The organism is Streptomyces sp. NPDC058371 (assembly GCF_042723265.1).
Classification (GTDB): domain Bacteria; phylum Actinomycetota; class Actinomycetes; order Streptomycetales; family Streptomycetaceae; genus Streptomyces.
The window spans coordinates 204862-230146 of the sequence record NZ_JBHXJC010000007.1 but is presented as its reverse complement, the minus strand read 5'-3'; the positions used below and the strand labels follow the sequence as shown (position 1 = coordinate 230146).

The following is a 25285-nucleotide window of genomic DNA, read 5'->3' as shown; positions in this document are numbered from 1 at the left end:
TCGAATACTGCAGACTCCCGCCGCGAGGCGAAAAGGGCGCAGATTACGGTGGCCGCTTACGACTCCCCTTGCGGTTTGAAGGCACGCACGGGAGCCAGGGCACACCCCAGGCACAAGGTCTGAGCGTACCTACCGCATCCACTCCGGTCAAAACAAATGCCTGCGCAGGGGACACGCCGGTCGCGCTGCCGCTCTCCCGAGCCCTTGCTGTGTATGGGATACGGCCGCCCGCGCCCCGTTTTCAGACTCTTTGACGACGTATCCGCCCCGCGCCTGCGCCGGCCCCCGCCCGCCGCACCCCTCTGAGCGCCCCTGAAGGCGCGCTGGACGCCCGGGCAGCCCTTCCCGGCAGCCCAGGGAGCCGCGGGGCCTCTCCGCGGCTCCTGTCTCGTGCCGCGCCTCTGCACGCCGTCGCGTCGAGCCTGTGCACCCTCGTGCCGAGCCCCGGGCACGCCGAAGGGCGGCCACCCCGTGCGGAACGGAGTGGCCGCCCTTCAGCAGACGTACGCCTTACTGGTTGTACGGACCGTAGTCGTAGTCCTCCAGCGGGACGGCCTGGCCGGAGCCCGTGCCGAACGGCGAGTAGTCGATGTCGTCGTAGCCGACGGCCGAGTACATCGCGGCCTTGGCTTCCTCGGTCGGCTCGACCCGGATGTTGCGGTAGCGGGACAGGCCCGTACCGGCCGGGATGAGCTTACCGATGATGACGTTCTCCTTGAGGCCGATCAGGGAGTCGGACTTGGCGTTGATCGCCGCGTCCGTCAGAACCCTGGTCGTCTCCTGGAAGGACGCCGCCGACAGCCACGACTCGGTGGCGAGCGAGGCCTTGGTGATACCCATCAGCTGCGGACGGCCGGAGGCCGGGTGGCCGCCTTCCTGGACCACACGACGGTTCTCGGTCTCGAACTTGCCACGCTCGACGAGCTCGCCCGGCAGCAGCTCCGCGTCGCCGGACTCGATGATCGTCACTCGGCGCAGCATCTGCCGGATGATGATCTCGATGTGCTTGTCGTGGATCGACACACCCTGCGAGTTGTAGACCTTCTGGACCTCGCCGACCAGGTGGACCTGGACCGCGCGCTGACCGAGGATCCGCAGCACGTCGTGCGGGTTGGTGGCACCCACGGTGAGCTTCTGGCCCACCCCGACGTGGTCGCCCTCGCCCACCAGCAGACGGGCACGCTTCGAGATCGGGAACGCCGTCTCGTCGCTGCCGTCGTCGGGGGTGATGACGATCTTCTTGGTCTTCTCGGTCTCCTCGATACGGACACGACCGTCCGCCTCGGAGATCGGGGCGACACCCTTCGGCGTACGAGCCTCGAAGAGCTCGACGACACGGGGCAGACCCTGGGTGATGTCGTCACCGGCCACACCACCGGTGTGGAAGGTACGCATCGTCAGCTGCGTGCCGGGCTCACCGATGGACTGGGCGGCGATGATGCCGACCGCCTCACCGATGTCGACCAGCTTGCCGGTGGCCAGCGAGCGGCCGTAGCACATGGCGCAGGTACCGACGGCGGACTCACAGGTCAGGACCGAGCGGGTCTTGACCTCCTCGATGCCGTGCTTGACGAGCTCGTCGATGAGGACGTCGCCCAGGTCGGTGTTGGCCGGGGCCAGCACCACACCGTCGACGACGATGTCCTCGGCCAGCGCACGTGCGTACACGCTGGTCTCGACGTTCTCCGACAGGCGCAGGACGCCGTCCGCACCGCGCTCGGCGATGGCCAGGCGCAGGCCGCGGTCGGTGCCGCAGTCCTCCTCGCGAATGATGACGTCCTGGGAGACGTCGACCAGACGACGGGTGAGGTAACCCGAGTCGGCGGTACGCAGGGCGGTGTCCGCCAGACCCTTACGGGCACCGTGCGTGGAGATGAAGTACTCCAGCACGGACAGGCCTTCACGGAAGGACGCCTTGATGGGACGAGGGATCGTCTCGTTCTTGGCGTTCGACACCAGACCACGCATACCGGCGATCTGACGCATCTGCATCATGTTTCCTCGGGCACCCGAGTCAACCATCATGAAGATGGGGTTCGTCTTCGGGAAGTTCGCGTTCATCGCCTCGGCAACCTCGTTGGTCGCCTTGGTCCAGATCGCGATGAGCTCCTGCGTGCGCTCGTCCTTGGTGATCAGACCGCGCTCGTACTGCTTCTGGACCTTCTCGTCCTGCGCCTCGTAACCCTTGACGATCTCCTTCTTCGCCTCGGGAACGACGATGTCGGAGATGGCCACGGTGACGCCGGAGCGGGTCGCCCAGTAGAAGCCGGCCGCCTTCAGGTTGTCGAGCGTCGCCGCCACGATGACCTTGGGGTAGCGCTCGGCGAGGTCGTTGACGATCTCGGAGAGCTGCTTCTTGCCGACCTCGTAGTCGACGAACGGGTAGTCCTCGGGCAGCAGCTCGTTGAAGAGAGCGCGGCCCAGGGTCGTACGGAGACGGAAGGTGTCACCCTGCTGCCACTCCGGCTCGCCCTCCTCGCGCTCCGGCGGGGTCCAGCCGCGCGGCGGGATGGTGCCCACCGGGAAGCGGATGTCCACGCGGGACTGCAGCGAGAGCTCGCCGGCGTCGAACGCCATGATCGCCTCGGCGACGGACGCGAAGGAGCGGTCCTCGCCCTTGACGTTGCGCAGCGCGCCGTCCGTGGTCAGGAAGAACAGACCGAGGACCATGTCCTGGGTCGGCATCGTGACCGGGCGGCCGTCGGCCGGCTTGAGGATGTTGTTCGAGGACAGCATCAGGATGCGGGCCTCGGCCTGCGCCTCCGCGGAGAGCGGCAGGTGCACGGCCATCTGGTCACCGTCGAAGTCCGCGTTGAACGCGGTGCAGACGAGCGGGTGGATCTGGATGGCCTTGCCCTCGACGAGCTGCGGCTCGAAGGCCTGGATGCCGAGGCGGTGCAGCGTCGGCGCACGGTTCAGCAGAACCGGGTGCTCGGCGATGACCTCTTCCAGGACGTCGTACACGACCGTGCGGCCTCGCTCGACCATGCGCTTGGCGCTCTTGATGTTCTGCGCGTGGTTGAGGTCCACGAGCCGCTTCATCACGAACGGCTTGAAGAGCTCCAGCGCCATGGCCTTGGGCAGACCGCACTGGTGCAGCTTCAGCTGCGGGCCGACGACGATGACGGAACGCGCCGAGTAGTCGACTCGCTTGCCGAGCAGGTTCTGACGGAAGCGGCCCTGCTTGCCCTTGAGCATGTCGGACAGCGACTTCAGCGGACGGTTGCCGGGGCCCGTGACCGGGCGACCACGACGGCCGTTGTCGAAGAGCGCGTCGACGGCCTCCTGAAGCATGCGCTTCTCGTTGTTCACGATGATCTCGGGGGCACCGAGGTCAAGGAGTCGCTTCAGGCGGTTGTTGCGGTTGATCACGCGGCGGTACAGGTCGTTCAGGTCGGAGGTCGCGAAGCGGCCACCGTCCAGCTGCACCATCGGACGCAGGTCCGGCGGGATGACCGGCACGCAGTCGAGCACCATGCCCTTGGGGCTGTTGCTCGTCTGCAGGAACGCGGAGACGACCTTGAGGCGCTTGAGCGCACGGGTCTTCTTCTGGCCCTTGCCGGTGCGGATGATCTCGCGGAGGCGCTCGGCCTCCTCGTCCAGGTCGAAGGACTCCAGGCGCTTCTGCAGCGCCGCGGCACCCATCGAACCGTCGAAGTACGTGCCGAAGCGGTCACGCAGCTCGCGGTAGAGGAGCTCGTCGCCCTCCAGGTCCTGAACCTTGAGGTTCTTGAAGCGGGTCCACACCTCGTCGAGACGGTCGATCTCGCGCTGCGCACGGTCGCGCAGCTGCTTCATCTCCCGCTCGGCACCTTCGCGCACCTTGCGGCGTACGTCGGCCTTGGCGCCCTCGGCCTCGAGCTCGGCCAGGTCGGTCTCGAGCTTCTTGGCGCGGGTCTCCAGGTCGGAGTCGCGACGGTTCTCGACCTGCTGACGCTCGACGGAGACGTGCGCCTCCAGCGAGGGCAGGTCGCGGGTGCGGCGCTCCTCGTCGACGTACGTGATCATGTACGCCGCGAAGTAGATGACCTTCTCGAGGTCCTTCGGGGCGAGGTCGAGCAGGTAGCCGAGGCGCGACGGGACGCCCTTGAAGTACCAGATGTGGGTGACGGGAGCGGCAAGCTCGATGTGACCCATCCGCTCACGACGCACCTTGGCGCGAGTGACCTCGACGCCGCAGCGCTCACAGATGATGCCCTTGAAGCGGACGCGCTTGTACTTGCCGCAGTAGCACTCCCAGTCCCGGGTCGGACCGAAGATCTTCTCGCAGAAGAGTCCGTCCTTTTCGGGCTTGAGGGTGCGGTAGTTGATGGTCTCGGGCTTCTTGACCTCGCCGTGGCTCCACTGACGGATGTCGTCAGCAGTAGCCAGACCGATCCGGAGCTCGTCGAAGAAGTTGACGTCGAGCACTATGCGTCAATCCCTCTCAGGGTTGTAAGTCATGGGGTCTGATACGGGGGTCCTGGGGCCGGAGGCCTTCATGACGAAGGCCTCCGGACTCCCGTCAGACCTCTTCGACGCTGCTCGGCTCGCGCCGGGACAGGTCGATGCCAAGCTCCTCCGCCGCGCGGAAGACGTCCTCGTCGGTGTCGCGCATCTCGATGGACATGCCGTCCGAGGACAGCACCTCCACGTTGAGGCACAGGGACTGCATCTCCTTGATGAGCACCTTGAAGGACTCGGGGATGCCGGGCTCGGGGATGTTCTCGCCCTTGACGATGGCCTCGTAGACCTTCACGCGGCCGGTCACGTCGTCGGACTTGATGGTCAGCAGCTCCTGGAGGGCGTAAGCGGCGCCATAAGCCTCAAGCGCCCACACCTCCATCTCACCGAAGCGCTGGCCACCGAACTGGGCCTTACCACCCAGCGGCTGCTGGGTGATCATCGAGTACGGACCGGTCGAACGGGCGTGGAGCTTGTCGTCGACCAGGTGGTGCAGCTTGAGGATGTACATGTAGCCGACCGAGATCGGCTCCGGGAACGGCTCGCCGGAGCGGCCGTCGAACATCCTCGCCTTACCGGTCGGGAGCACCATGCGGTCGCCGTCGCGGTTCGGAATCGTGTGCTGGAGCAGGCCCGCGAGCTCGTCCTCACGCGCACCGTCGAAGACGGGGGTGGCGACGTTGGTTCCCGGAGCGACCTGGTCGGCACCGATGGCCTGCAGGCGCTGCGCCCAGTCCTCGCCGAGCCCGGAGACGTCCCAGCCGCGGCTGGCGAGCCAGCCGAGGTGGATCTCCAGGACCTGTCCCGGGTTCATTCGGGACGGGACACCCAGCGGGTTCAGGATGATGTCGACCGGGGTGCCGTCCTCCAGGAACGGCATGTCCTCGATCGGCAGGATCTTCGAGATGACGCCCTTGTTGCCGTGCCGGCCGGCGAGCTTGTCACCGTCCGTGATCTTGCGCTTCTGCGCCACGTAGACACGAACCAGCTGGTTCACGCCCGGCGGCAGCTCGTCGCCCTCTTCACGGTCGAAGACGCGGACGCCGATGACCTTGCCGATCTCGCCGTGCGGCACCTTCAGCGAGGTGTCGCGCACTTCGCGCGCCTTCTCACCGAAGATCGCACGGAGCAGGCGCTCCTCGGGGGTCAGCTCGGTCTCGCCCTTGGGCGTGACCTTGCCGACGAGGATGTCGCCGGCGACGACCTCGGCACCGATCCGGATGATGCCGCGCTCGTCGAGGTCCGCGAGGACCTCCTCGGAGACGTTCGGGATGTCCCGGGTGATCTCCTCGGGGCCGAGCTTGGTGTCACGGGCGTCGACCTCGTGCTCCTCGATGTGGATCGAGGAGAGGACGTCGTCCTGTACGAGGCGCTGCGACAGGATGATCGCGTCCTCGTAGTTGTGACCCTCCCACGGCATGAACGCCACGAGCAGGTTCTTGCCCAGCGCCATCTCGCCGTTCTCGGTCGCCGGACCGTCGGCCAGAACCTGGCCGGCGATGATCCGGGCGCCCTCGTCCACGACAACCTTCTGGTTGACGGACGTGCCCTGGTTCGAGCGGGAGAACTTCGCGAGGCGGTACGTGGTGTACGTGCCGTCGTCGTTGGCGGTGGTGATGTAGTCCGCGGAGACCTCCTGGACCACACCGTCCTTCTCCGACTTCAGGACGTCACCGGCATCGACCGCGCAGCGGTACTCCATGCCGGTGCCGACCAGCGGCGCCTCGGACTTGATGAGCGGCACGGCCTGACGCATCATGTTCGCGCCCATCAGGGCACGGTTGGCGTCGTCGTGCTCGAGGAACGGGATCATGGCGGTCGCGACCGACACCATCTGGCGCGGCGAGACGTCCATGTAGTCGACGTCGTCACCCGGGATGTAGTCGATCTCTCCGCCACGACGGCGGACCAGAACGCGGGACTCCTCGAAACGCATGTCCTCGGAGAGGATGGCGTTCGCCTGGGCGATGACGAATCGGTCCTCTTCGTCGGCCGTCAGGTAGTCGACGTCGTCGGTGACGACGCCTTCGACGACCTTGCGGTACGGCGTCTCGACGAAGCCGAACGCGTTGACCCGGCCGTAGGAGGCGAGCGAGCCGATCAGGCCGATGTTCGGGCCTTCGGGGGTCTCGATCGGACACATGCGGCCGTAGTGCGAGGGGTGCACGTCACGGACCTCGAAGCCGGCCCGCTCACGCGACAGACCACCGGGACCCAGCGCCGAGAGACGACGCTTGTGCGTCAGACCCGACAGCGGGTTGTTCTGGTCCATGAACTGCGAGAGCTGGCTGGTGCCGAAGAACTCCTTGATGGAGGCGACGACCGGCCGGATGTTGATCAGGGTCTGCGGCGTGATCGCCTCGACGTCCTGAGTCGTCATGCGCTCGCGGACGACGCGCTCCATACGAGCCAGACCCGTGCGGACCTGGTTCTGGATGAGCTCGCCGACGTTGCGCAGACGACGGTTGCCGAAGTGGTCGATGTCGTCGGTCTCGACGACGATCGAGGTCCCGTTGTCGCCAACGGTCTCGGTCTCACCGGCGTGCAGCTTCACCAGGTACTTGATCGTCGAGATGATGTCCTCGACGGTCAGCACGCCGGCGTTCAGCGGGGCCTCGCCGCCCAGCTTCTTGTTGACCTTGTACCGGCCGACCTTGGCGAGGTCGTAGCGCTTCGGGTTGAAGTAGAGGTTCTCGAGCAGCGTCTGCGCGGCCTCACGGGTCGGGGGCTCACCCGGACGCAGCTTGCGGTAGATGTCGAGGAGCGCGTCGTCCTGGCCCTGGGTGTGGTCCTTCTCCAGGGTGGCGCGCATGGACTCGTACTCGCCGAACTCCTCGAGGATCTGCTCGGTCGTCCAACCGAGAGCCTTCAGGAGAACGGTGACGGACTGCTTGCGCTTGCGGTCGATGCGGACACCGACCATGTCGCGCTTGTCGATCTCCATCTCGAGCCAGGCACCCCGGGACGGGATCACCTTGGACGAGAAGATGTCCTTGTCGGACGTCTTGTCGATGTTGGAGTCGAAGTAGACACCCGGCGAACGGACCAGCTGCGACACGACGACACGCTCGGTGCCGTTGATGACGAAGGTGCCCTTGTTGGTCATGAGCGGGAAGTCGCCCATGAAGACCGTCTGGGACTTGATCTCGCCGGTCTCGTTGTTGGTGAACTCGGCGGTGACGAAGAGCGGCGCGGAGTACGTGAAATCGCGCTCCTTGCACTCGTCGATGGAGTTCTTAGGAGGCTCGAAACGGTGGTCGCGGAAGGTCAGCGACATCGACCCGGAGAAGTCCTCGATCGGGGAGATCTCCTCGAAGATCTCCTCCAGACCGGACTTGGTGGGGACGTCCTGACCTGAGTCCAGAGCCGCCTCGACACGAGCCTTCCACGCGGCGTTGCCGAGCAGCCAGTCGAAGCTCTCGGTCTGCAGCGCAAGAAGGTTCGGAACCTCGAGGGGCTCCTTGATCTTTGCAAAGGAAATGCGCAGCGGGGCGGTGCTGGCGCCGTTGTTCGTATTCGCGGTCGAGGCAGTGCGCGAGGCGGCCAAGAGGGGGTCCTTCCGAGGGCTCGGACTCACTACGCGCGTACCGGTCCCCAGCAGGTGCACAGAGATGGTCCCTGGCTGACAGGGCCGAAGAGGCCAGGTCAGAGATGGTTCGATCATCGGTGCTCAAGCGAGGGCATGCCCCTGGTGACGGGCAGGAGGCAGCTAACAGGCAGCGCAAAGGGTCAGTGTAGCCACTAGGCCCACTGATGTCCAGTCCCGGTTTTTTGAGACCCTCGTTGTTCTCAACACCTGCGGTAAGCCACGCCCTCAATGCACATCGATACTGCCCTCTTCGCCACCGATCCATGCCTCGGATCCGGATCGTTGTGACGACGCGTCCTGAGAATTGCGCGCTCCGTGCGGTTCGTCAAGGCCCCCCATGCCCCAACTAGGTGCTGCCATCGTCACGTGCAGCTCGTCCCCAGGGGCCGCCGGAGGCACAACGAAGATCACCATACTCGTCACGACCGGCTCCGCAAGGCAGCCGCCTCGCGGACCCCCTGAACGCCGAAGAGCGACCACCCAACTGGGTGATCGCTCTTCAGTGCGTCAGCGTTACAGCCCTATGCGAGCGGCCGTATCGGCTTGCGTGAGTCCGCCTGGGACTCGTCGCCACGCCATGCGGCCGTAGCCGCAAGTCGGGACTACTTGACCTCGACGGAGGCGCCGGCGCCCTTGAGGGACTCGGCAGCCTTCTCGGCGGCCTCCTTGGCGACCTTCTCGAGGACCGGCTTCGGAGCGCCGTCGACGAGGTCCTTGGCCTCCTTCAGACCCAGCGAGGTCAGCTCACGCACGACCTTGATGACCTGGATCTTCTTCTCGCCGGCACCCGTGAGGATGACGTCGAACTCGTCCTGCTCCTCAGCGGCCTCGACGGCGGCGGCGGGGCCGGCCGGGGCAGCGGCGACCGCGGCGGCGGCGGTGACGTCGAACTTCTCCTCGAAGGCCTTCACGAACTCGGAGAGCTCGATGAGGGTGAGGGTCTCGAACTGCTCGAGCAGCTCTTCCTGGGACAGCTTCGCCATGATGGCGTCCTTCCACTAATTCGGCAGGTGCCGGTATGTACTGGTGAGGCGGGCGTACGTTCGGCCCGCTACGACCGTCGCCTCAGGCGGCGGTCATTGTGCGAGCCGAATTACTCGGCACCGCCCTGCTCGGCCTTCTTGGCACGAAGCGCCTCCGCGGTGCGGACGAACTTCGAGGGAAGCGCCTGGAAGAGCGTGGCAGCCTGGGACTGCTTGCCCTTGAAGGCACCCGCCAGCTTGGCGAGCAGAACCTCGCGGGACTCGAGGTCCGCAAGCTTCTTGATCTCGTCGGCGGACAGCGCCTTGCCGTCAAGGACACCGCCCTTGATGACGAGGTTCGGGTTGTCCTTGGCGAAGTCACGAAGACCCTTCGCGGACACCACCGGGTCACCGGTGATGAAGGCGACCGCCGTCGGACCGTTGAACAGGTCGTCGAGCGTGTTGATCCCGGCCTCGTTGGCCGCAATCTTGGTCAGCGTGTTCTTCACCACGGCGTACTGGGTGTCTTCACCGAGCGAACGACGCAGCGTCTTGAGCTGCGCCACGGTGAGACCCCGGTACTCGGTCAGCACAGCGGCGTTCGAGCTACGGAACTGGTCCGCGAGCTCGGCTACCGCGGCAGCCTTGTCGGGCCTTGCCATAAGCGTGGCCTCCTTCCGGGTGATGAGGACCGCTCAGAAGGGGCTGGGCAAAACGAAACGCCCCGGCGCAGGCGCACGGGGCGTAGCTCTACCGATTTTCGCGAGCGAATTCCGGGAGCACATCCACGTTCACCTACGCGGGTCGTCCGCAGTTTCAGCGGATCCTTCGGCCACCGCGCCCTCTTGCAAGCGCACGGCAACGACCAGCGGTCTTTGGCTTCTGTGGAAGAGTACGTGACCGGATCGCTCTCGAGCAAATCCGCCCGGAAGCCACCCTCCGGAGCGCGCAAACGCCCCGGTCCGGGGCTCAGCCCTGCTCGGAGTCGCGCAGCGACTCGGCCAGGTCGACCGTGTCGCCGGCGGGCGGGGCCTCAACCGTCACCGGCTTGTTCAGGTCGAGGAACGTGATGGTCATGTCCAGCGGGCCCTTGTCGGCGGCGGCCCGCATGCGGAACTTCTTGGCGTGGTCGTCCCCGTCGATCCACATGTCCATCGTGAGCTTGTCGACGCCCATGTCCTCGTACTGCTTGAGGCTCTTCTCGCGGGTCTCCCGGGTGGTCCTGTCCTCTTTCTTGAGGCTCGCGCGGAACTCGTCGAGGGTGACCGTCCCCTTGTAGTGGGTGGTCTCGACGCCGCCGACCTTCACGGTGCCGACCTTCTTCACGTCCTTGGAGCCGGTGAGGAAGGTGGACTCCTGAGCGGGGTTCTGCTGGACCTGGTCCTGCATCTTGGAGGCGTCGACGCCTCCGCTGCCGCCGTCCTTCCCCGAGATGTCGAACTTGATCCAGTGCTTGCCGTCCATCTCCTTGGCGGCCTCCTCGCCCCCGCCCATGTACAGCGCCCCGTCGACCATGCGGAGCTCGACCTGCCCGCTGTCGGCACCCGCGTCGAGCGCCGTCATCTTCATGCTCATGGCGATCGGCTTCAGGCTCATCGACGCCTCGGCCTCGATACGGCCCTGCTCCGGGATCTTCCCCGCCATCCGGTAGCGCAGGGACGTGATGTCCTCGGCGTTGTTCGCGGCCTTCGCCACGGCGGCCGCGGGCGTCATCCGCGGCGACCCGTCCGCGGTGCCGCCCTTGGAACACGCGACCGCACCCCCTGCCAGGGCCAGGGCGGCCAGTGCCGCGCCCGTCGCTCTGCGGCGCCCGGCGCCACGCACAGATATCTCCACGATTCCCCCCAAGGAACATATGGTCGATTCACAGCAAGAGCGCGATCCTAACGCAGTGGAACTCACGGGTCTTGTGAGTTTCAAGTGGGCTGTGAGGCACTGGAGTTCGGCGTGGCCGGAACGTTCGCGCCGGCCGGAGCACACGGGCGCACCCGGCTCCACGGGCCTCAGGACGTCTTCGTGTTCACGAGGTCCGCGAAGTCGACCGTGTCCGCGGCGGGCGGCGGCTCGGGTATGCGGACCCGCGTGCCGTAGTCCTTGTAGTACGCCGTGGTGACCGAGGTGCCACCGGTCACCTCGCCGCGCTCGGACCGCTCCACCAGCAGGCCCCGGGCATCGACCCAGATGTCGACGCGCTCCTTGGTGATACCGGCCTGTTTCAGCCATTGCGTCAGCTCGGCGAGCTCGGTGTCGGTGAGGCCCGGGCGTGAGGTGCCCAGCCGGGCGACGTCCACCGTGCCCGAGTAGTGCGTGGTGCGGACGCCGCGGACCGTCGCCGTACCCACCTCGCGGGTGTCGGGGGCGGCCAGCAGGAGCTCGACCGACTGGGCCGGGGTGAAGCTCGCCGAGGCTTCGTAGTCGTACTTGATCCAGTGCCTGCCGTGCCCGGAGACGGCGGCGAACTTGTCGCTCATCTTCGCGTAGTAGGCGTCGGCGACGAAGCGGGCCGGCGTGGAGACATTGCCCAGCTCGCGCATCGTCTTGGCCCAGCTGCCGCCGGTGTAGGTGATGGTCAGGGTGCCGGAGAGGCCGTCGGCCCAGCCGATGGCTCCCGTCGATCGCGTCGCCACCGTGTCCCCCATGGACATGGTGCAGTCGACCCGGGCCGAGCCCGCCTTCTCGGTTTTCTCGCGGACCCCGCTCAGCGCCTTGGTGACTCGTGTGGCCGCCGCCGCGCCGCGAGCGTCGTCCGTGGTCCCGGCGCCGCCCCCGGGCGCCCCGGACGGGCCGCAGGCCGCCAGTCCCCCGGCCACCGCGCCGACGACGGCCAGCGACAGCCACGCGCGCCGCATCACGGTGCTGATCATGTCCCCCCACCCCTGAGTGATGACTCTGAGCTGCACGCTAGCGCAGGCCACTGACACAGGCGGCGGGAAAACGGACGGGCCCCGCACCTCGAGAGGTGCGGGGCCCGTCCTGGGTTCGCGTGCGCGACGCGGCTACCGAGGTGAGCGGAGGGCTCAGACGGCGGCCGGGTCCTCCTCGACGAGGAGGTTGCGGGTGCGGTTCGGGTCGATCGGAACGCCGGGGCCGATCGTGGTGCTGATCGCGGCCTTCTTGATGTAGCGACCCTTGGCGGCCGACGGCTTCAGACGAAGGATCTCGTCCAGCGCGGCGCCGTAGTTCTCCACCAGCTGGGTGTCGTCGAAGGACGCCTTGCCGATGATGAAGTGCAGGTTCGAGTGCTTGTCGACGCGGAACTCGATCTTGCCGCCCTTGATCTCGGTCACGGCCTTGGCCACGTCCGGGGTCACGGTGCCGGTCTTCGGGTTCGGCATCAGACCACGCGGGCCGAGGACACGGCCCAGGCGGCCGACCTTGCCCATGAGGTCCGGGGTGGCGACGACGGCGTCGAAGTCCAGACGGCCCTTCGCCACCTCGTCGATGAGCTCGTCGGAGCCGACGATGTCGGCGCCCGCGGCGGTCGCGGCCTCGGCACGGTCACCGGTCGCGAAGACCAGGACCCGGGCGGTCTTACCGGTGCCGTGCGGGAGGTTCACGGTGCCACGGACCATCTGGTCGGCCTTGCGCGGGTCGACACCCAGACGGAAGGCGACCTCGACGGTGCCGTCGAACTTGGACGTGGAGGTCTCCTTGGCGAGACGGACGGCCTCGAGCGGGGCGTAGAGCTTGTCCCGGTCGATCTTCGCGTCCGCAGCGCGGAGAGACTTGCTGCGCTTGCTCACTACTGCTCCTGTGTGTTCTGAGGAGTCGTGGTACGGGCCGAGCAGGCCCCACCACGGTTCAAGGCGTACGAGGTGGGCTTCAGCCCTCGACCGTGATGCCCATGGAACGGGCGGTGCCGGCGATGATCTTCGCGGCGGCGTCCAGGTCGTTGGCGTTCAGGTCGGGCATCTTGGTGGTGGCGATCTCGCGGACCTGCGCCTGGGTGATCTTGGCGACCTTGGTCTTGTGCGGCTCGCCGGAGCCCTTCTCCACACCCGCGGCCTTGAGGATCATCTTCGCGGCCGGCGGGGTCTTCGTGATGAAGGTGAACGAGCGGTCTTCGTAGACCGTGATCTCCACCGGGATGACCCAACCGCGCTGCGACTCGGTCGCGGCGTTGTAGGCCTTGCAGAACTCCATGATGTTGACGCCGTGCTGGCCCAGCGCGGGACCGACCGGCGGAGCCGGGTTGGCCGCGCCGGCCTGGATCTGGAGCTTGATAAGCCCCGTGACCTTCTTCTTCTTGGGAGGCATGTGCTCTCTCCGGGTCCTAGTGAGAGTTTTCAGCCGTCCAGTCCGGATCATCCGGATGGAGGCATACCGCACAACGATAACGGGTATCCATGCGCGGCCAAAAACCGAGCAGGTCAGACGGGCTGCGAGAGCCTGTCTGACCTGTTCGGAGGCATGTGGTCCAGAAGGGCCCCGGGAGGCTAGTTCTTCTGGATCTGGTCGAAGGAAAGCTCGACCGGGGTCTCGCGGCCGAAGATCTCGACGAGACCCTTGACCTTCTTCGAGTCGGCGTTGATCTCGTTGATGGTCGCCTGCAGCGTCGCGAACGGGCCGTCGGTGACCGTGACCGAGTCGCCGACCTCGAAGTCCAGTACCTGGACCTCGACCTTGCGCTGCGGAGCGGGCTTGCCCTCGGCCTCGGCGGCCTCGCGGGCGGCCTTCTCCTCGGCCTCCGGGGCGAGCATCTTGACGATCTCGTCCAGCGTCAGCGGGTACGGGTCGTAGGCGTTGCCCACGAAGCCGGTGACACCAGGCGTGTTGCGAACGACACCCCAGGACTCGTTCGTCAGGTCCATGCGGACCAGGACGTAGCCCGGGAGCTTGTTCTGCTTGATGGTCTTGCGCTCGCCGTTCTTGATCTGCGCGACCTCTTCCTGCGGCACCTCGGCCGCGAAGATGAAGTCCTCGACGTTCAGCGAGACGGCGCGCTGCTCAAGGTTGGTCTTCACGCGGTTCTCGTAACCGGCGTACGTGTGGATGACGTACCACTCGCCGGGGAGAGTGCGGAGTTCCTCGCGCAGGGCGGTGACGGGGTCGACGGGCTCGGCCTCTTCTTCGACCTCGGCCTCGGTCTCGTCCTCGGCTTCGGTGTCGTCCTCAGCCGCGGCTTCGGTCTCGTCCTCGACCGCGACGGCGTCCTCGGAGGCCGGCTCGTCCTCGACGTCTCCGCCGGACTCGTCCTCACCGGACTCGTCCTCGACGTGCAGGGCCGCCTCTTCGGTCGGCTCACCGGCAGCGGCGTCGGCAGCCTCGACCTCGTCCTCGACGTCCGCGCCCTCGACGATGTCGAGTTCGTCGTCAACGGACTCGACCGACTCGGTGGCGTCGTTCAGGTTCGGGTCAGACACGGTGGCTGCTTCTTCCTGGATACATGGGGGTGGAACATGCGAAAGGGGCGCCGAGTACGGCGCCCTTCGCTTCTGGCTCAGCCGAAAACGTACTTGGCGGCGTGGTTGAGCCCATAGTCAATCACGGTCACCAGGCCGATCATGATGATGACGAAGACAATCACCACGGTCGTGTAGGTCGTCAGCTGGTTGCGAGTCGGCCAGACGACTTTGCGGAGTTCCGCGACGATCTGGCGGTAGAAGAGGGCAAGGCGCTTCAGCGGGCCCTTCTTGGCACGCTTGCCGCCCTTGCGGGTCTTCTTGGACTCCGGCGCCTCATCCTGGGCATCAGGCATGTCGATGGAGCCCACGGCGTCCGTCACTCGTCCTCACCTGATTCCGGGTCGTGGCCGTGCCGCGCCCGGTTGAGCCGCACGGCGGTGCAAAGCAGTACGTACATGCGCACACATTTCCTGGCGAAGGATTGTGTAGCAGGGCCGGAGGGACTTGAACCCCCAACCGCTGGTTTTGGAGACCAGTGCTCTACCAATTGAGCTACGACCCTTTGGTTCACCCCAACGTACCGCATCCGCCCGGATGCTCGGTGTGCACCGGATGAGTGCGGCCCGTGAAGGCCAACGAGGTGAGAGTGTACGTGCTCCGCGGCCGGTCGTCGAACAGAAAGCGTCCGTACGGGCTTTGTCCGCCGAAGATCGACCGGCGTGCCGTCCGGATCCGGACGGTTGTTCAGCAGGTGTTCAGTCTGTGAAACCCGCGTGCCGGGGGAGTTTCCAGTCTGAAACGATGGGGTCCATGAGCGCTGCAACCCCTCCCACCGAGCGCCGGGTCTCCGCCCGAGTCGGCGCGATCTCCGAGTCCGCCACTCTCGCCGTGGACGCCAAGGCCAAGGCCCTCAAGGCCGCGGGACGTCCGGTGATCGGCTTCGGCGCCGGTGAGCCCGACTTCCCGACCCCGGACTACATCGTGCAGGCCGCCATCGAGGCCTGCTCGAACCCTAAGTACCACCGCTACACGCCGGCCGGTGGTCTGCCCGAGCTGAAGGCCGCGATCGCCGCGAAGACACTGCGCGACTCCGGCTACGAGGTGGACGCCTCGCAGGTCCTGGTGACCAACGGCGGCAAGCAGGCGATCTACGAGGCCTTCGCCGCGATCCTCGACCCGGGCGACGAGGTGATCGTTCCGGCGCCGTACTGGACCACGTACCCGGAGTCGATCCGTCTCGCCGGCGGTGTCCCGGTCGACGTGGTCGCCGACGAGACCACCGGCTACCGGGTCACCGTCGAGCAGCTCGAGGCGGCTCGCACGGAGAACACCAAGGTCGTCCTGTTCGTCTCGCCCTCCAACCCGACCGGCGCGGTCTACACCGAGGCCGAGACCGAGGCCATCGGCCGCTGGGCCGTCGAGCACGGCCTGTGGGTGCTGACCGACGAGATCTACGAGCACCTGGTGTACGGCGACGCCGTCTCCGTCTCGCTGCCGGCCGTGCTGCCCGAGCTGCGCGACAAGTGCATCGTCGTCAACGGCGTGGCCAAGACGTACGCCATGACGGGCTGGCGCGTGGGCTGGATCATCGGCCCGAAGGACGTCGTCAAGGCCGCGACCAACCTCCAGTCGCACGCCACGTCGAACGTCTCCAACGTGGCCCAGGTCGCCGCGCTCGCCGCCGTCTCCGGCAGCCTGGAGGCCGTTGCCACGATGCGCGAGGCCTTCGACCGCCGCCGCAAGACGATCGTGCGCATGCTGAACGAGATCGATGGCGTGCTCTGCCCGGAGCCCGAGGGCGCCTTCTACGCGTACCCCTCGGTGAAGGCCCTGCTCGGCAAGGAGATCCGCGGCAAGCGCCCGCAGGACACGGTCGAGCTGGCCGCGCTCATCCTGGAGGAGGCCGAGGTCGCGGTGGTCCCGGGCGAGGCCTTCGGCACGCCGGGCTATCTCCGGCTGTCGTACGCCCTGGGTGACGAGGACCTGATCGAGGGTGTCTCGCGGCTCCAGAAGCTGCTGGCCGAAGCGCGCGACTGACCTTTTCGGACACCCCACGGGTGCACGTTTTCGTACGCCCCTGGGGTGCTGTTTCCGTTTTCGTGCTCCACGCGTGCGTGCGGGAGGGCACCGCCTCAGGTGAGGCGGTGCCCTCCCGCTTCTTCGTTCGAGCAAGACCACGATCAGGGAAAGCGCTACCGGCACCACATTCCCGTACGGCAGGATCCTGGGATGGAGCGTGTACGTGATGTCTCTGAGCTGCCGAAGGCCCATCTGCACCTGCACTTCACCGGGTCGATGCGGCACACCACCCTGCTGGACCTGGCCGACAAGCACGGGATCCATCTGCCCGACGCGCTGACCGGCGCGGAGCCGCCGAAGCTGCGGGCGACGGACGAGCGGGGCTGGTTCCGGTTCCAGCGGCTGTACGACGCCGCCCGGTCGTGCCTCAGGGATCCCGAGGACATTCAGCGCCTGGTGCGCGAGGCTGCCGAGGAGGATCTCAAGGACGGCTCGGGGTGGCTGGAGATCCAGGTCGACCCGACCTCGTACGCACCTCGGCTGGGCGGTCTGATCCCGGCGCTGGAGGTCATCCTGGACGCGGTGGACACGACCTCGCGCGAGACCGGCCTCGGCATGCGGGTCCTCGTGGCGGCGAACCGCATGAAACATCCGCTGGACGCCCGCACGCTGGCCCGGCTGGCCGTGCGGTACGCGGACCGGGGCATCGTCGGCTTCGGGCTCTCCAACGACGAACGCCGGGGCATGGCAAGGGACTTCGACCGGGCCTTCGCCATCGCGCGCGAGGGCGGCCTGCTGGCCGCGCCGCACGGCGGTGAGCTCGCCGGACCCTCGTCCGTCCGCGACTGCCTGGACGATCTGCACGCCTCGCGGATCGGGCACGGGGTGCGGGCGGCCGATGACCCGCGGCTGATGAAGCGGCTGGCGGACCGGGGGGTGACCTGCGAGGTCTGCCCGGCTTCCAATGTCGCCCTGGGCGTCTACGAGAAGCCCGAGGACGTCCCCCTGAGGACTCTGTTCGAGGCCGGGGTCCCGCTGGCGCTCGGCGCGGACGACCCGCTACTGTTCGGCTCACGGCTGGCCGCTCAGTACGAGATCGCGCGCCGCCACCACGGCTTCACGGATGCCGAACTGGCCGAGCTGGCACGGCAGTCCATCCGGGGGTCGGCCGCCCCGGAGGACGTGCGCACGAAGCTGCTGTCCGGCGTCGACGACTGGCTCGGCGGGCCCGCCTCTTGAAGCAGCGGAAGCAGGCCGAAAAGAGCCCCCCGACAGACCTGCTACAGACCTGCTAGAGGTTGACGCCCACCGTCACCGGCTCGTTGACCAACGTGATTCCGAAGGCCTCGCGGACTCCGGCCACCACCTCGCGGGCCAGCGCGAGGAGGTCCTCGGTGGTGGCCTCGCCCCGGTTGGTGAGGGCAAGCGTGTGCTTGGTGGAGATCCGGGCCGGCCCACTGCCGTAGCCCTTGGTGAAGCCCGACTTGTCGATCAGCCAGGCCGCGGAGGTCTTGGTGTGGCTGTCGCCCGCCGGGTACGCGGGCGGCACCACGTCGGCGCCGAGCCGCTCCTGCACGCGCGCGTGGAACGCGACGAACTCCTCGTCGGTGAGGATCGGGTTGGTGAAGAACGACCCTGCCGACCAGGTGTCGTGGTCCTCGGGGTCGAGGACCATGCCCTTGCCGGAGCGCAGCTCGAGCACCGTCTCGCGGGCGGCGGCGAGGGGCACGCGGTCGCCGGGTTCGACACCGAGGACACGCGCCGTCTCGGCGTACTTGACCGGCGCGCTCAGTCCCGCGGCGTCCTCCAGCTCGAAGCGGACGCGCAGCACGACATAGCGCTCGGGGTCGGCCTTGAAGCGGCTGTGGCGGTACGAGAAGGCGCAGTCGACGTTGGCCAGCGTGACCGTGTCGCGGGTCCCCCGGTCGTAGGCGACCACTTCGGTGATGGTCGACGACACTTCCTGGCCGTACGCGCCCACGTTCTGGATGGGGGTGGCGCCCGCCGAGCCGGGGATACCGGCGAGGCACTCGACACCGGCGAGCCCGGCCTCGACCGTACGGGCGACCGCGTCGGTCCACACCTCGCCGGCCGCCAGCTCCAGCTTCGTACCGTCGAGTGCGAAGCCGCTCGTCGCGATGCGCAGGGCGGTTCCGGCGAAGCCCTTGTCGCCGATGACCAGGTTCGATCCGCCGCCGATGAGCAGCAGTGGCGTACCGCTGTCGTCTGCCTCGCGGACGGCGGCGATCACCTCGGCGTCGGTGGTCGCGGTGATCAGCCGGGTGGCGGGACCGCCGAGGCGGAAGGTGGTCAGCGGGGCGAGCGGAGCGTCGTGGAGTTCCTGCACGGGCTCAAGAGTACGAGAAGGGGCCGGAGCGCCCGGCCACCGGTGTGCCACGAGCACGGGAAACGGCCCCGCCCGGGGGCGGGGCCGTTCCGATGCCGTATGCGGGGTGGGTCGTGGGTGGTGGGTCTGCGCGGGCGCTGCCCTCAGCGGCCGGCCGTCTCCAGGACCGGCGCCTCGGCGGAGGCGTCCGCGTCGGTCTCGATGCGGACGGCGCGGCGCGCGCTCGGGATGACCAGGGCCGCGATCGCCGCCACGGCCACCACCGAGGCGCCCACCCACAGCGCGGGCCGCAGACCGTCCACGAAGGTCTGCGCGGACTCGTAGCCGCCCTGGGCGGAGAAGATCGAGCCCATCACCGCGATACCGAGCGCACCGCCGACCTCGCGCAGCGCGTTGTTGGCGCCGGAGGCGATGCCCTGCTCCTTCGGGCGGACGCTGGACATGACCAGGTTGGCCGCGGGGGCGAAGAACAGGGCCATCCCGATGCCGCTGACGATCAGGCCCGGCAGCTGCCCGGCGTACGAGACGTCGGTCGTCACCACTGAGGCGAGGTAGGCCAGACCGGCGGCCTGCAGGAAGAGGCCGGCGGCGACGACCGGACGGCCGCCGATGCGGTCGGAGAGGTAGCCGGCGATCGGCGCGACGAGCATCGGCATACCCGTCCAGGGCAGCATCCGCAGCCCCGCCTCAGTGGGCGAGTAGCCGAGGACGCCCTGCATGTACTGGCTGAGCAGGAAGATCGAGCCGAACATCCCGAGGAACATCAGCAGGCTCGCGGCATTGATCCCGGCGAAGGCCCGGGAGCGGAAGAGCCGCATCGGCAGCATCGGGTTCTTGGCGCGGCTGCCGTGGATGACGAACCCGGTGAGCAGCGCGCTGCCCATGAGGAGGCCGGTCAGGACGATCGGGCTGGTCCAGCCGTCGGCGGGCCCGCGGACCAGTCCGTACACGATCCCGAAGAGGCCGCCGCTGGCGAGCAGGGTGCCGGGGATGTCGAGCGGAGCGTCGGAGCCGTACGACTCGGAGAGGCGCAGCCGGGCCAGCGGCAGCAGGGCGAGACCCAGCGGAACGTTCAGCCAGAAGATCCAGTGCCAGGACACGTGTTCGGTGAGGCTGCCGCCGATGAGCGGCCCGGATGCCACGGCGAGACCGTTCACAGCCCCCCAGATCCCGTACGCCATCCCTCGCTTGGCCACCGGAACCGCGGCCGTCAGCAGGGTCAGCGTCAGCGGCATCATGATGGCCGCGCCGGCTCCCTGGACCGCGCGGGCCGCGATCAGGGAGTCGATGCCGGGCGCCATGGCCGCGGCGGCTGAAGCGCCGGTGAAGACGGTGAGGCCGACGAGGAAGAGCCGGCGCCGCCCGAACCGGTCGCCCAGTGCCGCGCCGAACATCAGCAGCACGGCGAAGGTGAGCGTGTACGCGCTCACGGTCCACTCCAGGTCGTCCATCGCTCCCCCGAGGTCCTTGCGGATCGACGGCAGGGCGGTGGTGACGACCAGGTTGTCGAGGGCCGCCATGAATCCGGCGACGCTGGTGATGACGAGGGCCCAGGCGGCTCCCCCGCGACGTGCTGTCTGCTGTGACATCGCTCCCCCAGTGGGTGGTTCACACTGACGATTAGTTATTACTTACTAACTTCGCCGGGCAGGAAAAGGCGAACAGCTCCGCCTTCCTCCCCGCCTACTTCTCCAGCCGGGCCTCGAGCTTCCCGTCGATCCGCGCCGACGGGTACAGCCCTTCCCAGACCCGGTGGTCGGGCGGAAAGCCCATGGCCACCAGGCAGTTGACGAGCATTCCGTACGCCATGAAGGTCGTGGTTTCCTTGACGTCGGCACCGAGCGGCAGATGGACGGTGTCCCACAGGCGCGCCCAGCCGGCCCGTACCGCCTCACCGAGTTCGTGATCGCCGGCCTGCTCGGCCGCCGCCACCGCGACGTACATCTGCATCTGCATCAGCAGCCGTTCGGGATGCTCCGCGATGACCCGCGTGTACGCGTTCGCCATGGAGTGCAGGGCCTCCTCGCCCTCCAGCCCCTCGGACGACTCCGCGAAGGTGCGCCGCGTGTCCTCCATGCAGCGCTCGGCCGCCGCGAGGAAGATCGCCTTCTTGCCCGGGAAGAGCCGGAAGAGATACGGCTGCGAGACACCCACGCGCTTGGCGATCGTCTCGGTGGAGGTGCCGTGATAGCCGCCGCGGGCGAACTCGCTCATCGCCGCACGGATGACGCTCTCGCGCCTCTCTTCTGCGCTCATCCTGACCATGTGAGTAAGTTAGTACTCAATCACTAACTACGTCAAGCCCGCTGCGGGGCGGCGGAATGCAGGGAGCCGGGGACTACGGGCACGGGGCGCCGCCCTGCTGCCCGTACGGGTAAGGGGCAGTGACAGTGGGGCCGCCGCGCCGTACAGGTGAGCGGATCCGCAATGGGCCGTCGCACCGCGCGGGTAAGGGGCGCCCGCGATGGACCCTAGCCCCGTACAGATAAGGGGTACCCGCAATGGACCGTAGCCCCGTACAGGTAAGGGGCGCCCGCAATAGCCGGCGCCCCTTACTCAATGCTGCTGATCGTCGCCGTCAGGCCAGCCGTACGACCGCCCGGGACATGCCCAGGACCTTCTGGCCCGCGCTCGTCGCGATGAGATCGACGCGGACGGTGTTGTCGTCGAGCTTGGCCGCGACCTTGCCGCTGACCTCGATGACCGCCCCCTTGTCGTCGTTCGGGACGACGACGGGCTTGGTGAAGCGCACGCCGTACTCGACGACCGCGCCCGGGTCGCCGGCCCAGTCGGTGACGACACGGACGGCTTCGGCCATGGTGAACATGCCGTGCGCGATGACGTCGGGGAGACCGACCTCGACCGCGAACTTCTCGTTCCAGTGGATCGGGTTGAAGTCCCCGGAGGCGCCCGCGTACTGCACGAGCGTGGCCCGGGTCACGGGGAAGGTCCCGGGCGGCAGTTCGGTGCCGACCTCGACGTCCGCGTAAGAGATCTTCGCCGTCATGTCAGCCCTCCGCCGCCGCGCGCGCCACGAGCTTGGTGACGGCCGTGACGACGTGCTCGCCGGCCTCGTCGTGAACCTCACCACGGATGTCCAGGATGTCGTTGCCCGCCAGGGACTTGATCGAATCGATGGTCGAGGTGACCGTGAGCCGGTCACCCGCGCGCACCGGCCGGGTGTAGGCGAACTTCTGGTCGCCGTGCACCACACGGTTGTAGTCGAGGCCCAGCTGCGGGTCCTGGACGACCTGTCCTGCCGCCTTGTACGTGATCGTGAACACGAAGGTCGGCGGGGCGATCACATCGGGGTGCCCGAGCGCCTTGGCGGCCTCCGGGTCCATGTACGCCGGGTTGGTGTCCCCCACGGCCTCGGCGAACTCGCGGATCTTCTCCCGGCCGACCTCGTAGGGGTCGGAGGGCGGGTAGGACCGCCCCACGAAGGACTGGTCGAGCGCCATGGGCTCGGCACCTCCTGGTTCTCTCACCTGGGACAACGAAGTACTGGAAGAACGACGCGAGGCCGCCCCCCGCAAAGGGGACGGCCTCGTGTACGAGCCTGAAACTATCGCGTTTCGCGGTGCGCGGTGTGCGCATTGCAACGCGGGCAGTGCTTCTTCATCTCCAGTCGGTCCGGGTCGTTACGCCGGTTCTTCTTGGTGATGTAGTTCCGCTCCTTGCACTCCACGCAGGCCAGCGTGATCTTCGGGCGGACGTCGGTGGCAGCCACAGGAGTGCTCCTTGACGAACGGATGGGACGATGAACGCATAAAAGAGTAGCCGATCGAAGGACCGACCCCACAATCGGCTACTGTCAGTAGCGGTGACCGGACTTGAACCGGTGACACAGCGATTATGAGCCGCTTGCTCTACCGACTGAGCTACACCGCTGAGATGTGATCAGTTCCCGCCTAGCGACGGGAACCTCCCACACCAGAGCCCCAATACGGAATCGAACCGTAGACCTTCTCCTTACCATGGAGACGCTCTACCGACTGAGCTATTGGGGCGAGCGATGAAGACATTACACGGTCGGCCGCCGATCGCCCAAATCCGTTTCGCGGCACCTGCCCCGGGGTGTTCCCAGGCGTCCCCCGGACGTTGTCCGGGACCCATACGCCCCACGAACCACAGCTGTGAACCACTGCACTTCGGGGCCCGAGAACCGCTCCCCTGTGTGGCATCGACACCCGCGCGTGGCATCGATCCAGCCCTCCCGGCCGCACCGGAATGTCGGCGCACGACGACGGTCGCGAGCCGCCCGGACCACACCGGTACGACTATTCCGCTCCTCCCGGACGTGAGGCGGTCACGACCCTAGGCTCGACTCACTCTGCGTGATCGAGCGTCCCGCCGCGCGGAGCCCCGAGCCACAGGAGCGCGATGCCCGACAGTCAGCCGCGACAGCCCCACTCCTCGTCGGGACACGCCGACGCTGCCGCCCTTCTGCTGTGCGGGGCACGGCTCACCGACGGCCGGACCGTGGACGTGCGGCTGGGCGGCGGACGTATCGAAGCCGTGGGCACCGCCGGGAGTCTGGCACCGAGCGCGGCCGGCAACCCGGCCCCCGGCACGCGCGTGGACCTCACCGGCTATCTCCTCCTGCCGGCTCCCGCCGAACCGCACGCCCACGGCGACACCGCGTTCTCGGCGGAGGGCGACGGGCCGGCCTCGTACGAGCCCGAGGAGGTCCAGCGCCGGACGACGGAGGCGGCGCTGCTCCAACTCGGCCACGGAGCCACGGCACTGCGCTCGCACGTACGCGTCGGCGATGTGCAGGGCCTCGGCGCACTGGCGGCGGTCCTCCAGGCACGGCGGGCGCTGCGCGGGCTCGCCGAACTGTCGACGGTGGCGATGCCCCGGCTGCTGACCGGCGTCGCCGGTGCCGACGGGCTCGCGATGCTGCGGGACGCGCTGAAGATGGGCGCCTCCGTGGTGGGCGGCTGTCCCGACGCCGATCCCGACCCGACGGGGTACGTGGAGGCTGTTCTGGAGATCGCCTCCGAGCACGGCTGCCCGGTCGACCTGCACACGGACGCCGACGATCCGGCCCGGCTGGCCCGGCTCGCGGCGATGGCGGGCGGGTTGCGACCCGGCGTCACTCTCGGCCCCTGCGGCGGCCTGGGGCGCCTGCCGGCCGACGCGGCCTCCCGTGCGGCGGACCAGCTCGCGGCGGCCGGCGTGAGCGTGGTGTGCCTCCCACAGGGCGGCTGCGGAAGCGCCGACCGGCGCGGGACCGCTCCGGTACGGCTGCTGCGGTCCGCCGGGGTCCCGGTCGCGGCGGGCAGCGGAGCGCTGCGTGACGTGTCGAACCCGGTGGGCCGCGGTGACCCGCTGGAGGCGGCGTACCTGCTTGCCTCGCGGTACGCGCTGCGGCCGGAGGACGCCTACGACGCGGTGAGTTCCGCGGCCCGGGCCGCCCTCGGTCTCTCCGAGGTGCGCGTCGAGGCCGGTTTCCCGGCCGAACTCCTCGCCGTACGCGGCGACCGTCTCGCCGGCGCGCTGTCGCTCGCGTACAGCCGGATCGTCGTACACAGAGGGCGCGTTGTGGCACGGACGAGCGCGGTGCGGGAGTACTGCAACTCGGCGGCCGCGGCCGCGCTGGACCTGCCGCGCCAGGGACGGGGAGCGCCTTCGTGAACGGCCCGCCAGGAGGCGCGAGTTGATCGCGTTGCGGCCGAAGTCGGTCTCCACGCGCGCGTGGGGTGCGCTCAGCGCGTCGGCCGACGGGTCGTTTCGCGTGGGCGGCCGCGGCGTCCGTCGGGGAGGGCAGGTCGGCGGTGACCGCTGGGCACCGGGGCCGCGGCTGTTCTCGGTGACGGCCCGGGGTCGCCGTTCCCGGTGACGGCTCAGGAGGCGCGCGAGTTGTCCACAGGGTTGCGGGGCGAAGGAGGCCGTCCGGGCGTACGGTCGGAACCATGCGCATTGTCATTGCTGGAGGTCATGGTCAGATCGCGCTGCGGCTCGAGCGGCTGCTCGCCGGGCGCGGTAACGAGGTCGCGGGGATCATCCGCCGCGCGGAACAGAGCGACGACCTGCGCGAAGCAGGCGCGGAACCGATCGTGTGCGATCTGGAGACGGCGTCCCTGGACGAGGTCGCCGGCCATCTGGAGGGCGCAGACGCGGCCGTCTTCGCGGCGGGCGCGGGCCCGGGCAGCAGCGTGTCCCGCAAGGACACCGTGGACCGGGCCGCCGCGGTCCTGTTCGCCGACGCGGCGGAACAGGCGGGCGTACGGCGTTACATCGTCGTGTCGTCCATGGGCGCGGACCCGGCCCACCGCGGCGACGGGATCTTCGACGCGTATCTGCGCGCCAAGGGCGAGGCGGACGAATACGTGAGCGGCCGTACGGCGCTGGACTGGACAATCCTGCGCCCCGGTTCCCTCACGGACGACCCCGGCACGGGACTCGTCCGTCTGGAGGCCTCCACGGGCCGCGGCTCGATCCCGCGGGACGACGTCGCAGCGGTTCTGGCGGAGTTGGTGGAGACGCCGGCGACGGCGGGCCTGACCCTTGAGTTGATCAGCGGCTCGACGCCGGTCTCGGTGGCAGTGAAGTCGGTGGCGGGGAACTGAGAGAG

The 25285-nt window shown here is 68.1% G+C and carries 20 protein-coding genes and 3 tRNA genes; 4 read left to right on the top strand and 19 right to left on the bottom strand.

Translation table 11 applies throughout. The features are described 5' to 3' along the window. Positions 1 to 510: 510 nt before the first annotated feature. From ACFWM2_RS22410 to ACFWM2_RS22360, 11 genes are all read right to left on the bottom strand, one after another. Positions 511 to 4410: a DNA-directed RNA polymerase subunit beta' gene (locus tag ACFWM2_RS22410; RefSeq protein WP_383282574.1), complete on the bottom strand. Its 3900-nt coding sequence runs from the start codon at positions 4408 to 4410 to the stop codon at positions 511 to 513. 94 nt (positions 4411 to 4504) lie between these two features. Then, positions 4505 to 7990, bottom strand: coding sequence for a DNA-directed RNA polymerase subunit beta (gene rpoB, locus ACFWM2_RS22405; protein ID WP_383282571.1), 3486 nt, complete (start codon positions 7988 to 7990; stop codon positions 4505 to 4507). Positions 7991 to 8634: 644 nt separating this feature from the next. Next, positions 8635 to 9015 carry a 50S ribosomal protein L7/L12 gene (rplL, locus tag ACFWM2_RS22400; RefSeq protein ID WP_383282568.1) on the bottom strand — a complete coding sequence of 127 codons (381 nt, stop codon included), beginning with the start codon at positions 9013 to 9015 and terminating at the stop codon, positions 8635 to 8637. Positions 9016 to 9125: 110 nt separating this feature from the next. Further along, positions 9126 to 9656 (bottom strand): 50S ribosomal protein L10, encoded by a 531-nt coding sequence (gene rplJ, locus ACFWM2_RS22395; RefSeq protein WP_383282565.1) that lies wholly within the window; start codon positions 9654 to 9656, stop codon positions 9126 to 9128. 307 nt (positions 9657 to 9963) lie between these two features. After that, complete coding sequence (locus ACFWM2_RS22390) at positions 9964 to 10830, bottom strand: DUF1396 domain-containing protein (protein WP_383282562.1); 867 nt, start codon at positions 10828 to 10830, stop codon at positions 9964 to 9966. 167 nt (positions 10831 to 10997) lie between these two features. Continuing rightward, on the bottom strand, positions 10998 to 11858 hold the full coding sequence (locus ACFWM2_RS22385; protein ID WP_383282559.1) for a hypothetical protein: 861 nt from the start codon (positions 11856 to 11858) through the stop codon (positions 10998 to 11000). Positions 11859 to 12011: 153 nt separating this feature from the next. Continuing rightward, a complete protein-coding gene (gene rplA / locus ACFWM2_RS22380; RefSeq protein WP_383282556.1) occupies positions 12012 to 12737 on the bottom strand; it encodes a 50S ribosomal protein L1 in 726 nt (241 codons plus the stop codon). A gap of 79 nt (positions 12738 to 12816) precedes the next feature. Continuing rightward, on the bottom strand, positions 12817 to 13251 hold the full coding sequence (rplK, locus tag ACFWM2_RS22375) for a 50S ribosomal protein L11 (protein WP_095748118.1): 435 nt from the start codon (positions 13249 to 13251) through the stop codon (positions 12817 to 12819). Between the two features lie 179 nt (positions 13252 to 13430). Next, on the bottom strand, positions 13431 to 14357 hold the full coding sequence (nusG, locus tag ACFWM2_RS22370; protein WP_383282552.1) for a transcription termination/antitermination protein NusG: 927 nt from the start codon (positions 14355 to 14357) through the stop codon (positions 13431 to 13433). Positions 14358 to 14434: 77 nt separating this feature from the next. Then, positions 14435 to 14719 carry a preprotein translocase subunit SecE gene (secE, locus tag ACFWM2_RS22365; protein WP_383282549.1) on the bottom strand — a complete coding sequence of 95 codons (285 nt, stop codon included), beginning with the start codon at positions 14717 to 14719 and terminating at the stop codon, positions 14435 to 14437. 109 nt (positions 14720 to 14828) lie between these two features. Continuing rightward, positions 14829 to 14901: transfer RNA gene (locus tag ACFWM2_RS22360), tRNA-Trp, on the bottom strand. A gap of 248 nt (positions 14902 to 15149) precedes the next feature. Between ACFWM2_RS22360 and ACFWM2_RS22355 the strand changes: the two genes are divergently transcribed. Both ACFWM2_RS22355 and ACFWM2_RS22350 read left to right on the top strand, forming a co-directional pair. Next, positions 15150 to 16376, top strand: a complete 1227-nt coding sequence (locus ACFWM2_RS22355) for a pyridoxal phosphate-dependent aminotransferase (RefSeq protein ID WP_383282546.1) — start codon at positions 15150 to 15152, stop codon at positions 16374 to 16376. 192 nt (positions 16377 to 16568) lie between these two features. Beyond that, entirely contained in the window at positions 16569 to 17597 is a 1029-nt protein-coding gene (locus ACFWM2_RS22350; RefSeq protein ID WP_383282543.1) for an adenosine deaminase, read from the top strand. Between the two features lie 52 nt (positions 17598 to 17649). Here the strand turns inward: ACFWM2_RS22350 and ACFWM2_RS22345 are convergent, their stop codons facing one another. The 8 genes from ACFWM2_RS22345 to ACFWM2_RS22310 all read right to left on the bottom strand — a co-directional run bounded on the left by ACFWM2_RS22345 (position 17650) and on the right by ACFWM2_RS22310 (position 22715). Then, positions 17650 to 18705 carry a UDP-N-acetylmuramate dehydrogenase gene (locus tag ACFWM2_RS22345; RefSeq protein ID WP_383282540.1) on the bottom strand — a complete coding sequence of 352 codons (1056 nt, stop codon included), beginning with the start codon at positions 18703 to 18705 and terminating at the stop codon, positions 17650 to 17652. Between the two features lie 143 nt (positions 18706 to 18848). After that, on the bottom strand, positions 18849 to 20294 hold the full coding sequence (locus ACFWM2_RS22340; protein WP_383282537.1) for an MFS transporter: 1446 nt from the start codon (positions 20292 to 20294) through the stop codon (positions 18849 to 18851). Positions 20295 to 20388: 94 nt separating this feature from the next. Continuing rightward, the gene (locus ACFWM2_RS22335; RefSeq protein WP_383282534.1) at positions 20389 to 20970 is read right to left on the bottom strand and encodes a TetR/AcrR family transcriptional regulator; all 582 of its coding nucleotides are present in this window, start codon (positions 20968 to 20970) and stop codon (positions 20389 to 20391) included. Positions 20971 to 21283: 313 nt separating this feature from the next. Next, positions 21284 to 21712 (bottom strand): MaoC family dehydratase, encoded by a 429-nt coding sequence (locus tag ACFWM2_RS22330; protein WP_383282531.1) that lies wholly within the window; start codon positions 21710 to 21712, stop codon positions 21284 to 21286. A 1-nt stretch (position 21713) separates the two neighbouring features. Further along, positions 21714 to 22166 (bottom strand): MaoC family dehydratase N-terminal domain-containing protein, encoded by a 453-nt coding sequence (locus tag ACFWM2_RS22325; protein WP_383282528.1) that lies wholly within the window; start codon positions 22164 to 22166, stop codon positions 21714 to 21716. 104 nt (positions 22167 to 22270) lie between these two features. Beyond that, positions 22271 to 22435 carry a 50S ribosomal protein L33 gene (gene rpmG / locus ACFWM2_RS22320; RefSeq protein WP_004571794.1) on the bottom strand — a complete coding sequence of 55 codons (165 nt, stop codon included), beginning with the start codon at positions 22433 to 22435 and terminating at the stop codon, positions 22271 to 22273. A gap of 88 nt (positions 22436 to 22523) precedes the next feature. Then, positions 22524 to 22596, bottom strand: a tRNA-Met gene (locus tag ACFWM2_RS22315). Between the two features lie 46 nt (positions 22597 to 22642). Then, a tRNA-Thr gene (locus ACFWM2_RS22310) sits at positions 22643 to 22715 on the bottom strand. Between the two features lie 373 nt (positions 22716 to 23088). Here ACFWM2_RS22310 and ACFWM2_RS22305 point away from each other — a divergent pair. Continuing rightward, a complete protein-coding gene (locus ACFWM2_RS22305; protein WP_383282525.1) occupies positions 23089 to 24345 on the top strand; it encodes an amidohydrolase family protein in 1257 nt (418 codons plus the stop codon). A gap of 278 nt (positions 24346 to 24623) precedes the next feature. After that, positions 24624 to 25280, top strand: a complete 657-nt coding sequence (locus ACFWM2_RS22300; protein WP_383282522.1) for an NAD(P)H-binding protein — start codon at positions 24624 to 24626, stop codon at positions 25278 to 25280. Positions 25281 to 25285 lie beyond the last annotated feature (5 nt).

What these genes read in the sequence shown, in the direction of transcription:
- rplL (WP_383282568.1), bottom strand. Translation starts at nt 9,015, where the DNA reads ATGGCGAAGCTGTCCCAGGAAGAGCTGCTCGAGCAGTTCGAGACCCTC.
- rplJ (WP_383282565.1), bottom strand. Translation starts at nt 9,656, where the DNA reads ATGGCAAGGCCCGACAAGGCTGCCGCGGTAGCCGAGCTCGCGGACCAG.
- ACFWM2_RS22385 (WP_383282559.1), bottom strand. Translation starts at nt 11,858, where the DNA reads ATGATCAGCACCGTGATGCGGCGCGCGTGGCTGTCGCTGGCCGTCGTC.
- rplK (WP_095748118.1), bottom strand. Translation starts at nt 13,251, where the DNA reads ATGCCTCCCAAGAAGAAGAAGGTCACGGGGCTTATCAAGCTCCAGATC.
- ACFWM2_RS22355 (WP_383282546.1), top strand. Translation starts at nt 15,150, where the DNA reads ATGAGCGCTGCAACCCCTCCCACCGAGCGCCGGGTCTCCGCCCGAGTC.
- ACFWM2_RS22350 (WP_383282543.1), top strand. Translation starts at nt 16,569, where the DNA reads ATGGAGCGTGTACGTGATGTCTCTGAGCTGCCGAAGGCCCATCTGCAC.
- ACFWM2_RS22340 (WP_383282537.1), bottom strand. Translation starts at nt 20,294, where the DNA reads ATGTCACAGCAGACAGCACGTCGCGGGGGAGCCGCCTGGGCCCTCGTC.
- ACFWM2_RS22335 (WP_383282534.1), bottom strand. Translation starts at nt 20,970, where the DNA reads ATGGTCAGGATGAGCGCAGAAGAGAGGCGCGAGAGCGTCATCCGTGCG.
- ACFWM2_RS22330 (WP_383282531.1), bottom strand. Translation starts at nt 21,712, where the DNA reads ATGACGGCGAAGATCTCTTACGCGGACGTCGAGGTCGGCACCGAACTG.
- ACFWM2_RS22325 (WP_383282528.1), bottom strand. Translation starts at nt 22,166, where the DNA reads ATGGCGCTCGACCAGTCCTTCGTGGGGCGGTCCTACCCGCCCTCCGAC.
- ACFWM2_RS22305 (WP_383282525.1), top strand. Translation starts at nt 23,089, where the DNA reads ATGCCCGACAGTCAGCCGCGACAGCCCCACTCCTCGTCGGGACACGCC.
- ACFWM2_RS22300 (WP_383282522.1), top strand. Translation starts at nt 24,624, where the DNA reads ATGCGCATTGTCATTGCTGGAGGTCATGGTCAGATCGCGCTGCGGCTC.